Source organism: Paeniroseomonas aquatica, assembly GCF_030409335.1.
In the GTDB taxonomy this organism is placed as follows: domain Bacteria; phylum Pseudomonadota; class Alphaproteobacteria; order Acetobacterales; family Acetobacteraceae; genus Belnapia; species Belnapia aquatica.
This window is the reverse complement of sequence record NZ_JAUFPN010000312.1, coordinates 18418-30099: the sequence shown is the minus strand read 5'-3', so window position 1 is coordinate 30099 and position 11682 is coordinate 18418. Positions and strand designations below refer to the sequence as shown.

At 73.3% G+C, this 11682-nt stretch carries 11 protein-coding genes; 6 read left to right on the top strand and 5 right to left on the bottom strand.

The features are described from left to right. Window positions 1–166: 166 nt before the first annotated feature. The 4 genes from QWZ14_RS31615 to QWZ14_RS31600 are packed head-to-tail and all read right to left on the bottom strand — an operon-like array spanning window position 167 to window position 3504. Entirely contained in the window at window positions 167–541 is a 375-nt protein-coding gene (locus tag QWZ14_RS31615) for a DsrE family protein (protein ID WP_290321072.1), read from the bottom strand. After that, on the bottom strand, window positions 542–1369 hold the full coding sequence (locus QWZ14_RS31610; RefSeq protein ID WP_456307283.1) for a HesA/MoeB/ThiF family protein: 828 nt from the start codon (window positions 1367–1369) through the stop codon (window positions 542–544). It lies immediately after the preceding gene. A 39-nt stretch (window positions 1370–1408) separates the two neighbouring features. Then, window positions 1409–2377: a tripartite tricarboxylate transporter substrate-binding protein gene (locus tag QWZ14_RS31605; RefSeq protein WP_290321070.1), complete on the bottom strand. Its 969-nt coding sequence runs from the start codon at window positions 2375–2377 to the stop codon at window positions 1409–1411. A gap of 59 nt (window positions 2378–2436) precedes the next feature. Next, window positions 2437–3504, bottom strand: coding sequence for a ketopantoate reductase family protein (locus tag QWZ14_RS31600; protein ID WP_290321069.1), 1068 nt, complete (start codon window positions 3502–3504; stop codon window positions 2437–2439). A gap of 139 nt (window positions 3505–3643) precedes the next feature. On the opposite strand from QWZ14_RS31600, the gene QWZ14_RS31595 reads away from it, so the two are divergent. Genes QWZ14_RS31595 through QWZ14_RS31580 form a run of 4 tightly spaced genes read left to right on the top strand, consistent with a single transcriptional unit; the run spans window position 3644 to window position 9066 of the window. After that, window positions 3644–5737 (top strand): acetate--CoA ligase family protein, encoded by a 2094-nt coding sequence (locus QWZ14_RS31595; protein WP_290321068.1) that lies wholly within the window; start codon window positions 3644–3646, stop codon window positions 5735–5737. Next, window positions 5734–7248 carry an acetyl-CoA acetyltransferase gene (locus tag QWZ14_RS31590; protein ID WP_290321067.1) on the top strand — a complete coding sequence of 505 codons (1515 nt, stop codon included), beginning with the start codon at window positions 5734–5736 and terminating at the stop codon, window positions 7246–7248. The genes QWZ14_RS31595 and QWZ14_RS31590 overlap by 4 nt, the downstream gene beginning before the upstream one ends. Window positions 7249–7258: 10 nt before the next feature. Continuing rightward, the gene (locus tag QWZ14_RS31585) at window positions 7259–8209 is read left to right on the top strand and encodes a Bug family tripartite tricarboxylate transporter substrate binding protein (RefSeq protein WP_290321066.1); all 951 of its coding nucleotides are present in this window, start codon (window positions 7259–7261) and stop codon (window positions 8207–8209) included. A 14-nt stretch (window positions 8210–8223) separates the two neighbouring features. Beyond that, complete coding sequence (locus QWZ14_RS31580; protein WP_290321065.1) at window positions 8224–9066, top strand: SDR family NAD(P)-dependent oxidoreductase; 843 nt, start codon at window positions 8224–8226, stop codon at window positions 9064–9066. Between the two features lie 3 nt (window positions 9067–9069). On the opposite strand, the gene dut is transcribed toward QWZ14_RS31580, so the two are convergent. Continuing rightward, window positions 9070–9585 carry a dUTP diphosphatase gene (dut, locus tag QWZ14_RS31575; RefSeq protein ID WP_290321064.1) on the bottom strand — a complete coding sequence of 172 codons (516 nt, stop codon included), beginning with the start codon at window positions 9583–9585 and terminating at the stop codon, window positions 9070–9072. A gap of 402 nt (window positions 9586–9987) precedes the next feature. Between dut and QWZ14_RS31570 the strand changes: the two genes are divergently transcribed. Then, complete coding sequence (locus QWZ14_RS31570; protein WP_290321063.1) at window positions 9988–10725, top strand: PIG-L deacetylase family protein; 738 nt, start codon at window positions 9988–9990, stop codon at window positions 10723–10725. Next, a complete protein-coding gene (locus tag QWZ14_RS31565) occupies window positions 10725–11678 on the top strand; it encodes a glycosyltransferase family 2 protein (RefSeq protein WP_290321062.1) in 954 nt (317 codons plus the stop codon). The genes QWZ14_RS31570 and QWZ14_RS31565 overlap by 1 nt, the downstream gene beginning before the upstream one ends. Window positions 11679–11682 lie beyond the last annotated feature (4 nt).

Genomic DNA, 11682 nt, shown 5'->3' with positions numbered 1-11682 from the left:
GGCCGGCGTGGCGGGCGCCGTGGCGCGCGGCGGCGGCAGGCTGCCGGACTGCCCCAGGCTGGTCTGCGCCCCGGCCGGGGACACCAGCACCAACCAGGAAAGCAGTATCAGGGAGGGGGAATGTTTCACCCCTTAGGCATGCCAAGCAAGGCCGTGGTCGGTCAAGCTATAGCGTGACGATCTGGCCCTCGCCGACGGCGGCGAGGAAGCTGGCGACCCCGGCCACCACCACCCCGGGCAGCAGCGGCGCCCCCGCCAGCCCGCTGGCCCGCAGCCCGGCCTCGCAGGCGAGCAGCCGCAGCCCCAGCTCCTGCGCCGCCTCCAGCAGCACCGCCACCCCGGCGACGCCGGCCGCGGCCAGCGCCGCCTCCCGCGCATCCCCGGCCAGCGGCGCGGCCTCGAGCAGCAGCCGGCAGCCCTCGTTGGTGGCGAAGAGGGTCACGTCCCGCCCCAGCGCCGCCGCCCCGGTGGCCAGCACCAGCGCGTAATGCGCCCGCTCATGCCCGGCCGAGATCAGCAGGATGCCGAGTGGCCTGGCCATTCAGGCGGCGGTGCAGGCCAGCGGCGCCGGCGCCGCATGGACCGCGAGGTCGTGGATCGAGGCCGCCTCGCCGCACAGGGCGCAGCCGGGGTCGCGGCGCAGCCGCACCGTGCGGAAGCGGGCATCGAGCGCGTCCCACAGCAGCAGCCGGCCGGACATGCCCTCGCCGATCCCGAGGATCTCCTTCAGCACCTCGGTCGCCTGCAGGGTGCCCATGACGCCCGTGACGGCGCCGAGCACCCCGGCCTCGGAGCAGCTCGGCACCAGCCCGTCCGGCGGCGGCTCGGGGTGCAGGCAGCGGTGGCAGGGGTGCGGCGCGCCCAGATGCGCCTTGTAGGTCGAGAGCTGGCCCTCGAAGCGCAGCACCGCGGCCGAGACCAGCGGCCGGCCCAGCAGGTGGCAGGCATCGCCGAGCAGGAAGCGGGTGGCGAAATTGTCGGTGCCGTCGCAGACGATGTCGTAGCGGGGGATGAGGTCGAGCGCCGTCGCCACGTCGAGCCGCACCGGATGCACCTCGACCGCCACCTCCGGGTTCAGCCCGGCCAGCGTCTCCGCCGCGCTTTCCGCCTTGTTGCGGCCGATCCGCGCGGTGGTGTGCACCACCTGGCGCTGCAGGTTCGACAGCTCCAGCGCGTCGTGGTCGACCAGGCCGATGGTCCCGACCCCGGCCGCCGCGAGGTAGAGCGACAGCGGCGCCCCGAGGCCGCCGGCGCCGATCACCAGCACCCGGGCGGCCCGCAGCTTCGCCTGCCCCACCGCGCCCACATCCTGCAGCAGGATGTGGCGGGAATAGCGGTGCAGCTCGGCATCGGTGAAATCGAGGTCCATGCCCGCCATATGGGCGTGGCCCCATCCCGGCCGCAAGGCTCAGTCGGCGAAGGCCCCGGCGGCCTCGATCACCGGCCGCCAGCGCGCCACCTCCTCGGCCAGGAAGCGGCGGTGGAAGGCGATGGTGGCACGCTCCTCGGTTGCGGTCTCGGTCGCCAGCTCGGCGAAGCGCTGGCGCAGCTTCTCGTCCTTCAGCGCCACCCGCAGCGCCGCCGACAGTGCCTCCTGCACCGCCTCGGGCGTCCCGGCCGGGGCATACATCGCGTGCCAGGTGCTCATGGCGATGGTGGGGAAGCCGGCCTCGGCGGTGGTCGGCAATTGCTCGAGCCCCGGCACCCGCGCCGGGCTGGAGACGGCATAGGCGGCGACGCGGTTGTCCTTGATGAAGGGCAGGGTATTGGTCGCCTGGTCGCAGAGCAGGTCGATCCGCCCGGCCATCAGCTCGGCGATCGCCGGCGCGGTGCCGCGGAAGGCGACCGTCGTCGCCTGCGCCCCGGCCGCCTGCTGCAGCAGCATGCCGCAGAGATGCGCCGCCGAGCCGAGCCCGGCATGCGCCAGGTTCAGCCGGTCCCCGCCCTCCCGCAGCGCCGCGACGTAGCCGCCGAGGTCGCTGGCCGGGAAGCCCGGCTTGGCGACCAGCGTCATCGCCGCATCCGAGACCAGGCCGAGCGGCGCGAAGCTCTCCAGCACGCTGTAGGGCAGCTTTCGATACAGCGTGGCGCTCGCCGCGAAGCCGATGTTGTTGATCAGCAGCGTGTAGCCGTCCGGCCGCGCCGTGGCGCCGCGCTGCGGCCCGACGGTGGAGCCGCCGATGCTTTCCACCACGACCGGCTGGCCACCCCAGTCCCGGGCCATGCTGCGGGTCATGGCGTCGGCGACGATGCGGGTGATGGTATCGGTCGGGCCGCCCGCGGCGCCGGCGGCGATGATGGTGATGGGGCGGCTGGGGAAGGGCTGGGCCTGGGCGGTGGCGCCCAGCAGCAGCAGGCACATCAGGATGCGGAGCATGCGTGACCTCCCGGAAGGGAAGGCCGGGAGAAGGTATTCTCCCGGACCCTCATCTATTTTTATGAGTTAAGGCGCAGGTCGATGATGTGCTTGGGGTCGGCGGGGATCTCGCCCTTCTCCACGCGCTTCACGATGTCGGTCAGCGCGGCGTTGGCCGGCGTCGCCATGCCGATGGCCTTGGCCTTGTCGACGATGAAGCCGTTGATGAACTCGATCTCGGTGCGGCGGCCCTTCATCATGTCCTGGCCCATGGAGGGGCGGTGGGCGCCGCCGCCGGGCTTGCGGGCCTCGGCCAGCCGGTGCTCGTCGTAGTCGCGCGAGGCCGCGGCGTCGCCCTCGCCGGCGCGGGCGATCACCTCGGGGTCGATATGGTGGATCTCCTCGAGCGTGTAGCCCAGCGCCTGGCCGACGCGGATCGCCTCCGACCCGACGCGGGCGGTGAAGCGGCGCAGCGTGTCGTTCAGCAGGATCTCCTTGCTGACCAGCCCGGTGCAGGCCGAGAGCCCGTTGGCCATGGCATTGGTCACCAGCTTCGACCAGCGCTCGCCCCAGAGGTTGCTCGTCACCTGGGTGCTGTCGGCCAGCGCCGTCAGCCGGCCGATCTCCTGCGCCCGCTCGGTGATGCGGCCATGCACCTCGCCGACCCGGAACACGGTATGGGAGGCGCCGGACTTGCCGGCGGCGCGGCGCACGTGGCCGGGCTCGCACAGATCGACGGTGATGGAGCTGGCGATGGCGCCGAGCGTCCGGCCCCAGCCGACGATGCCGGCGATGGTCTCCTCGTTCATGCAGTTCTGCAGCGAGACGCAATAGCCGCCCGGCGCCAGGTACTGCTGCACCATCATGGTCGCCCAGGCGGTGTCGTAGGATTTGGTGCAGATGAAGGCGATGTCGAAGGGCCGCTCCTTCGAGACGTGCTGCAGCTCGGTCAGGTGGATGGCCCGCACCGGCACGGTGAACTCGGGCACGTCCTTGAGGTGGGAGATGCGGAGGCCCTTGGCGCGCATCACCTCGACGTTCTCCGGCCACATGTCGACGAAGGTCACGTCCTCGCCGCCCTGGACCATATGCGCCCCGGCATAGCCGCCGACCGCGCCGGCGCCGATGATGGCGATGCGGTTGCCCATGGATGTCTCCTGCCCTTGCTTGGGGCGGAGTATTGCGCCTCCCCGCCGCTTCGGCAAACCGCCGCGCCGGTCCTGGATTGGACAAACCCCCGCCGCCGCGCTTCCCTGTCGCCCAAGAAGACCGACCAGGGGAAACGCCATGCCGGCACCGCTCGAGAGCCTGTTCCGCGCGCGATCCGTCGTGCTGGTCGGCGCCACCGACCGCTCCATCTGGTCCGGCGCCGCCTTCGCCAATTTCGCCCGGCTCGGCTTCACCGGCCGGGTGCACGTGGTCAACCGCAAGGGCGGCACCGTGCACGGGCTGGCGGCGGCGACGAGCTGCCGCGGCCTCGGGGAGGCGGTCGATGCCGCCCTGCTGATGGTGCCGGAGGCGGCGATCCCGGAGGCCTTCGCCGATATGAACGCGGCCGGCATCCGCAACGCGGTGATGCTCACCTCCGGCTTCGCCGAGGTCGGCGCCGAGGGCGCGGCGCGGCAGGCGGCGCTGCTGGCCGAGGCGCGTGCCCAGGGAGTGACGCTGCTCGGGCCGAACTGCCTCGGCTTCATCAACTATGCCGACCGGGTGCCGATCTGGACCACCCAGCCGCCGCTGCCGGTGCTGCGCGGCGGCAGCATCGGCGTCGTCTCGCAGTCCGGCGCCACGGCAGGCTTCGTCGCCGCCTTCGCGCATCGGCAGGGCATCGGGCTGAGCCACCAGGTCTCGACCGGCAACGAGGCCGACGTGAACGTCGCCCGGGTGGTGGACTTCCTGGTGGACGACCCCGCCACCACCGTCATCGGCCTGTTCCTCGAGACGGTGCACGATGCCGGGACGCTCGCCGCCGCCGCCCGCCGGGCGCTGGCCGCCGGCAAGCCGATCGTCGCCATCAAGATCGGCGCCAGCGCCAATGCCGCCCGCGCTGCCGAGGCGCATACCGGCTCCCTGGTCGGCGACGACCGGGTCTTCGAGGCCGCCTGCCGCCAGCTCGGCATCATCCGCGTCCCCTCGATCGAGGCGCTGGTCTTCACCGCCGGGCTGCTGGCGAAGACCGGCGCGGTGCGCAGGCGCGGCCTCGGCCTCGTCTCCATCTCGGGCGGGGTCTGCGAGATGGCGGCCGACCAGGCCGAGGCCGCCGGCGTCGCGGTGCCCGCCCTGGCGCCGGCGACGGTCGCTGCGCTGCGCGCCGTGCTGCCCGCCTTCGGCACCCCGAACAACCCGCTCGACGTCACCGGCGGCGCGATGCTGGACCCGCCGCTGTTCGAGCGCAGCCTGGCCCCGCTCGGCGCCGATCCCTCGCTCGGGATGCTCGCCTGCTTCATGGACCTGCCGGATACCGCCGAGGAGGTCGCCGGCTTCCGCGGCGCCATCGTGCGGTCCATCGGCGCCGGCTTCCGGGCGGCCGGCCTGCCCGCGGTCATGCTCGGCGTCATCCCCCGCCCGGTGACCGAGGTGGGCCGCGCCCTGCTGGCCGAGACCGGCATCACCTACTTCGGCAGCGGCGTGCCGCAGGCGCTGGGTGCCATCGGCCGCGCCTTCGCCTGGTCCGCGCGCGTCGAGCAGGGGCTGCCGGCGCCGGCCATGCCGGCGCTGGTCGGGGATCGCCCCGCCTCCGAGCACGCGACCCTGGCCTATCTCGCCGGCCGGGGCCTGCCGACCATCCCGGTGACCCTGGCCCGCGACGCCGCCGCCGCCGTCGCCGCCGCCGGGGATGGCCCGGTCGCGCTCAAGATCGCCTCGCCCGACATCGCCCACAAGTCCGACATCGGCGGCGTGCTGCTGAACCTCCGCGGCGAGGCCGCCATCACCGAGGGCTTCGCCCGCATCCAGGCCAGCGTCCGCGCCGCCCGGCCCGAGGCCCGGGTCGACGGCATCCTCGTCGCCCCGATGCGCGGCGGCGGCCTCGAGCTTTTCGTCGGCGTCCTGCGCGACCCGTTGTGGGGCCCGGTCCTCGCCCTCGGCCTCGGCGGCCTCTGGGTGGAGGCGCTGGGCGACACCAGCCTCCGCCTGCTGCCCGTCTCGCCCGCCGAGGTCGAGGCGATGCTGGCCGAGCTGCGCGGCGCCCGGCTGCTGGACGGCTACCGCGGCAGCCCGGCGGTGGACCGCGCCGCCCTCGCCGCCGTCGTCGCCGGCATCGGCGAGGCGGCCCTGGCGCTCGGCCCGGGGCTGGTCGCGCTGGAAGTGAACCCGCTGCTCGCCACCCCCGGCCGCATCGAGGCGCTCGATGCCCTGGCCATTTGGGAGACCGCACCATGACGCCCGACCGCATCCCCGTCCTCGTCGGCGCCGGCGAGATCGTCCACCGCCCGGCCGAGCCCGGCCTTGCCCGCGAACCGGCCGACCTGATGGCGGAGGCGCTGCGGCGTGCCGATGCGGATGCCGGTGCCAAGGCTGGGAGCAACCTGCTGGCGTCGCTCGACAGCCTCGACATCGTCAACAGCGTCTCCTGGCCCTACCACGACGTGCCGGCGGCGCTGGTCGCGCATCTCGGCCAGCGCCCGGCCCGGCTGGTCTATGGCCCGGTCGGCGGCGAGAGCCCGGTGCGCTACATCCATGAGGCGGCCAACCGCATCGCCCGCGGCGAGAGCCAGGTATCGGCGGTGGTCGGCGGGGAATCGACCCATGCCGTCGCGGCGGCGCAGAAGGCCGGCATCACCCTGCCCTGGACCACGCCCGACCCCAACTGGTCCCGCACCCGGGGGCGGGATTTCCTGCATCCGCTGGCGGTCCGGCTCGGCGTCGCCGACCCGGTGACGGTCTATCCCTTCTACGAGAACGCCATCGAGGCGCATTGGGGCCAGACCCCGGCCGAGGGCCAGGCGGAATCGGCCGCGCTGTGGTCGGCCTTCTCCGAGGTCGCGGCGCGCAACCCGGCGGCCTGGCTCGGCCGGGCCACCAGCGCGGCGGAGATCGCCACCCCCTCCGGGCGCAACCGCCCGATCGCCTTCCCCTACAACAAGCTGATGGTCGCCAACCCGATGGTGAACCAGGGCGCCGCCATCCTGCTCACCAGCCTGGCGCGGGCGCGGGAGGTCGGCATCGCCGAGGACCGGCTGGTCTATCTCTGGGCCGGCGCCGCGGCGGTGGAGCCGCGCGACTACCTGAACCGGGACCACTACCACGGGGCGCATGCGCAGAATGCCGTGCTCGACGCCTGCGCCGGCTTCGCCGCCGCGGAGGAGGCCGCCTTCGAGACCTGCGAGCTCTACAGCTGCTTCCCCTGCGTGCCGAAGATGGCGGCCCGCCGGCTCGGCCTGGCGGCCGGCGCGGTGCCGACCACCACCGGCGGCCTGACCTTCTTCGGCGCGCCGCTGAACAACTACATGACCCATGCCGCCGCGGCGATGATCCGCGCCCTGCGGGCCAGGCCCGGCACCGCCGCGCTGCTCTACGGCCAGGGCGAGTTCGTCACCAAGCACCATGCGGTGGTGCTGGCCAGCCGGCCGCCGCGCGAGCACCGGCTGCCGCAGGACTACAGCGTGCAGGCCGAGGCCGATGGCCGCCGCGGCCCGGTGCCCGAGTTCGTCGAGGCCGCGACCGGCGAGGCCACCATCGAGACCCATACCGTGCTGCACGACCGCGACGGCCAGCCGCACCATGGCGTGGTCATCCTCCGCACCGCCGACGGCCGCCGCACCCTGGCCCGCGTCCCGGCAACCGATGCGGCCACCATCGCCCTGCTGAAGCGCCCCGACCGCACGCCGATCGGCACCACCGGCCCGCTGCGGACCGCCGCCGACGGCGTGCTCGAATGGCAGGCCGCATGAGGTGGGCCGCATGAGGCGCCGGGCCGCGCTGGCGCTGCCCTTCCTGGCGACGGCCGCCCGGGCGCAGGGCTTCCCCGACCGGCCGATCCGGCTGATCTGCCCGCTCGCGCCCGGCGGCCCCACCGATACCCATGGCCGCGTGCTGGCCGAGGTGGCCGGCCGGCTGCTCGGCCAGCCCGTCATCGTCGAGAACCGCACCGGTGCCAGCGCCACCCTCGGCGCCCAGCTGCTGGCGGGCGACAGCCGCGCCGACGGCCACCTGATCGGCCTGATGCCGATGACCGTCTTCCGGCTGCCGGCCATGCAGCGCCGGCCGGGCTACGACCCGCTGCGCGACTTCAGCTACATCCTCCACCTGACCGGCTATACCTACTACGTCGCCGTCCGCGGCGATTCGCCCTGGCGGAGCTGGGAGGATTTCGTCGGCCATGCCCGCGCCAATCCCGGCAAGGTCACCTATGGCACGCCCGGCACCGGCTCCTCGCTGCACATCGCCATGGAGCAGATCGCCGGCCTCCTCGGCCTCGAGCTGACCCATGTCCCCTTCCGCGGCGGCTCCGACAATTTCCAGGCGCTGCTGGCCGGCCAGATCAGCGCCGTCGCCGACAGCAGCGGCATGGCGCCGCTGGTCGAGGACGGGCAGTTCCGCCTGCTGAACACCTGGAGCGCCGAGCGGACCAGGCGCTTCCCCGCCACCCCGACGCTGCGCGAGCTCGGGATCGATATCGTCTCCAACTCGCCCTATGGCCTCGCCGGCCCCAAGGGGATGCAGCCGGCCGTGGTCCGCCGGCTGCACGATGCCTTCAGGGCGGCGCTGCACGACCCCGCCTCGCTCGCCGCGCTCGACCGCTACGACATGCCCTTGCTGTACCAGGACAGCGAGACCTACGCCGCCACCGCCCGTCGCGCGGTCGAGGAGGAGGGCGCCGCCGTCCGCCGCCTCGGCCTCCGCATCGACTGAAGGAGAGAGACCCCATGTCCCAGACGCTCACGCCGCAGAAGCTCGCCGGCAAGACCGCCCTCGTCACCGGCTCCGGCCGCGGCATCGGCCGGCAGATCGCTCTCAAGCTCGCCAGCGAGGGGGCGCGGCTGGTCATCAACGACCTCGACGCCGCGCCCGGCGACGAGACCGCGGCCGAGATCCGCGCCATGGGCGGCGAGGCGGTCGCCTGCAACGGCGACGTCACCGCCGAGGGCTTCGCCGAGCGCTTCGTCCAGACCGGCATCGATACCTTCGGCGGGCTCGACATCATCGTGAACAACGCCGGCTACACCTGGGACAACGTCATCCAGAAGATGACGGACGAGCAGTGGCACGCCATCCTGAACGTGCATCTCACCGCGCCCTTCCGCATCATGCGCGCCGCCTCGCGCTTCATCCGCGAGGCGGCGCGGCAGGAGGCCTCGGAGGGCCGCGAGGTCTTCCGCAAGGTGGTGAACATCAGCTCCACCTCCGGCGTCTACGGCAATGCGGGGCAGGCGAACTACTCCACCGCCAAGGCCGGCATCATGGGGCTGACTAAGGCGATGGCCAAGGAATGGGGCCGCTATAAGGTCAACGTGAACGCCGTCGCCTTCGGCCTCATCATGACCCGGCTGACCGAGGCGCCGGCGCATGGCGGCGCCACCATCGACATCGCCGGGCGCGAGATCGCGGTGGGCGTGCGGCCGGAGGTGCTGAAGAACGCCGAGACGCTGATCCCGCTGGGACGCGGCGGCCAGCCGATCGAGGCGGCGGGGTCGGTCTACCTCTTCTGCATCCCGGAATCGAACTACGTCAGCGGCCAGACGCTGGTGGTGGCCGGCGGCCGGCCCTGACCCTCAGGCCGGGGGCTTCGCCGTCCCGGCCCCCCCTTTGGCGCCGGTCGAGCCGAAGCCGCCGGCGCCGCGCTCCGACCGGGCGCTGAAGGCATCCACCACGGTGAAGCGCGGCCGGATCACCGGGACGAACATCATCTGGGCGAAGCGCTCGCCCGGTTCGATGGTGACGGCCGGCCCGCCCGGCGGGTTGCGGTTCCAGGCGCTGACCAGGATCGGCCCGGTGTAGTCGGGGTCGATCAGCCCGACCAGGTTGCCCAGCACCAGCCCCTTCTTGTGCCCGAGCCCGGAGCGCGGCAGCACCAGCGCGGCGATGCCGGGGTCGCCGATATGGATGGCGAGGCCGGAGGAGATCAGCAGCGGCGCCGCCCCGGCCTCGAGGGTGACGGCGGCGTCGAGGCAGGCGTGCAGGTCGATCGCCGCCGCCATGTCGCTCTGGTAGTCCGGCAGGCCCCAGTCGCGGAGCCGCGGGTCGAGCAGCTGGACTTCCAGGACGGGGGCGGGGTCTTGGTGCGGCATGGGCATCCCTGACGGATCGAGGCTGCGCTCCCTAGCGGTGCAGCCCGGCCCGGGCTACCGGAATTCGCCCCGGCCGCGGGCGGGACGTTGAGGCGCCGCATCCTTTGCAAACAGTATCCATGACTTTTTCTCCAGTTTATTCTGCATCCGAACCCCCGGGAGCCCGTATTTCTCCTGAGCCGTGCCGGCTCCGGAGGGAATTGCGATGAATCGGGTCATGGGGTGCGGTTGCAGGCCATCGCCGGTGCCGGCGTGACGCGGCGGGCCGGGCTTCGCTGCGGCAGTTCCCGTTCAGGATCACGCGCCGATTTACCAGAGTAACGCCCGATGAATCTTCTACAGCGAGTGCTTTCCAGGATTCCCTGCTTCTTCAGGACGTCGGCCGGGACCGTCCTGGGCCGCATGGCATCCTTGCCCTATGCCGATCTCGACAGCATCACCGGGGGACGCACCACGCTGGTCCTGGCCCCGCATCCGGATGACGAGAGCCTCGGCTGCGGCGGCCTGATCGCCGAGGCCTGCGCCCGCGGCCGCCCGCCGGTGGTCGCGGTGCTGACCGACGGCACCATGTCCCACCCCAATTCGCCCAGCCACCCGGCGCCCCGGCTGCGCGCCCTGCGGGAGGCGGAGGCCCAGGCGGCGGTCGAGAGCCTCGGCCTCGGCGCGCACCGGCTCTATTTCCTCGGGCTGCGCGACAGCGCCGTGCCGACCGAGGGCCCGGAATTCCAGGCCGCCGCGGCCCGGCTGGTCCGGCTCATCCGCGACCACGACGCCGGCAGCATCCTGGTCACCTGGGAGCACGACCCGCATCCGGACCATGCCGCCGCCCATCGCCTGGCCGCCGAGGCGGCGCGGATCACCGGCGTGCGGCTCATCGCCTATCCGGTCTGGGGCTGGACCCTGCCGGCGCACCGCTGCCTGCCCAGCCGGCCGACCACCGGGGCGCGGCTCGACATCGCCCGCCACCTGCCGGCCAAGCGCCGTGCCGTCGCGGCGCATGCCTCGCAGCATTCCGGGCTGATCGCCGACGACCCGCAGGCCTTCCGCCTCCCGGCCGACATGCTGGCGATCCACGACCGGCCCTTCGAGGTCTTCCTCTTTCCGGATGCCGCCGCGGCACCCGCCGGGACCCCCGCGTGATGACCCTGAACGCCTCCATCATCATCCCCGCGCACAATGCCGCCGCCTTCGTCCGGGACGCCGTCGAGTCGGCCCTGGCGCAGACCCTGCCGGACATCGAGGTGATCGTCGTCGACGACGGCTCGGCCGACGCGACCTGGGAGGTGATCCTCGGCTGCGCCGGGCGGGACCCCCGGGTGGTGCCGCTGCGCCAGCCGCGCCAGTCCGGCCCCGCGGCCGCCCGCAACGCCGCCCTCGCGGTGGCGCGGGGCCGCTGGATCGCGCTGCTCGACGCCGACGACCTCTATCTGTCCGACCGCCTGGCGCGGATGATCGGCCATGCCGAGGCGGCCGGCGCCGACCTCCTGGCCGACGACCTGCTGAAGCGCGACTTCGCCACCGGCGCCACCCTCGGCCGCTGCTTCGGCGAGCGCATGGCGGCCTGGCCCCGCCCGCTCTCGCTGCTGGAGCTGGTGCGGGGCGACATGCCGGACCTGCGGCAGACCCAGCATGCCAAGCTCGGCTTCCTGCAACCGGTCATGCGCCGCGCCTTCCTCGTCCAGCACGGCCTCCGCTACGCCGAGGACGTCACCACCGGCGAGGACTTCCTGCTGTACTTCGCCTGCGTCGCCCGCGGCGCCCGCTTCCTGCTGCTGCCCGAGCCGCTCTATGTCTACCGGCTGCGGGGCGCCTCGGTCTCGAACGGCGGGGTCGCCCCGCTGCACGTCAGCCGGGCCAACCGCCACATGCTCGGCATCGCCCACGACATCGGCGACCATGCGCTGATCGCCCTGCTGCTGCAGCGCCAGCGGCTGCTCGACTTCAACAGCTTCGCCCTGGCGATCCGCCGCGGCTGGCCGGGGGTGGCGCTGCGGCACCTGCAGTACGGCGGGCCGCAGCTGCTGCTGCGCCAGCTCCGCCTGGTGGCCGGGGCGGTCCGCCAGCAGCTCAGCCCGGCGGGCAACGCGCGGTAGGGCA

Coding starts and splice junctions, on each gene's coding strand:
- QWZ14_RS31615 (WP_290321072.1), bottom strand. CDS start 541: ATGGCCAGGCCACTCGGCATCCTGCTGATCTCGGCCGGGCATGAGCGG.
- QWZ14_RS31610 (WP_456307283.1), bottom strand. CDS start 1,369: ATGGACCTCGATTTCACCGATGCCGAGCTGCACCGCTATTCCCGCCAC.
- QWZ14_RS31605 (WP_290321070.1), bottom strand. CDS start 2,377: ATGCTCCGCATCCTGATGTGCCTGCTGCTGCTGGGCGCCACCGCCCAG.
- QWZ14_RS31600 (WP_290321069.1), bottom strand. CDS start 3,504: ATGGGCAACCGCATCGCCATCATCGGCGCCGGCGCGGTCGGCGGCTAT.
- QWZ14_RS31595 (WP_290321068.1), top strand. CDS start 3,644: ATGCCGGCACCGCTCGAGAGCCTGTTCCGCGCGCGATCCGTCGTGCTG.
- QWZ14_RS31590 (WP_290321067.1), top strand. CDS start 5,734: ATGACGCCCGACCGCATCCCCGTCCTCGTCGGCGCCGGCGAGATCGTC.
- QWZ14_RS31585 (WP_290321066.1), top strand. CDS start 7,259: ATGAGGCGCCGGGCCGCGCTGGCGCTGCCCTTCCTGGCGACGGCCGCC.
- QWZ14_RS31580 (WP_290321065.1), top strand. CDS start 8,224: ATGTCCCAGACGCTCACGCCGCAGAAGCTCGCCGGCAAGACCGCCCTC.
- dut (WP_290321064.1), bottom strand. CDS start 9,585: ATGCCGCACCAAGACCCCGCCCCCGTCCTGGAAGTCCAGCTGCTCGAC.
- QWZ14_RS31570 (WP_290321063.1), top strand. CDS start 9,988: ATGGCATCCTTGCCCTATGCCGATCTCGACAGCATCACCGGGGGACGC.
- QWZ14_RS31565 (WP_290321062.1), top strand. CDS start 10,725: ATGACCCTGAACGCCTCCATCATCATCCCCGCGCACAATGCCGCCGCC.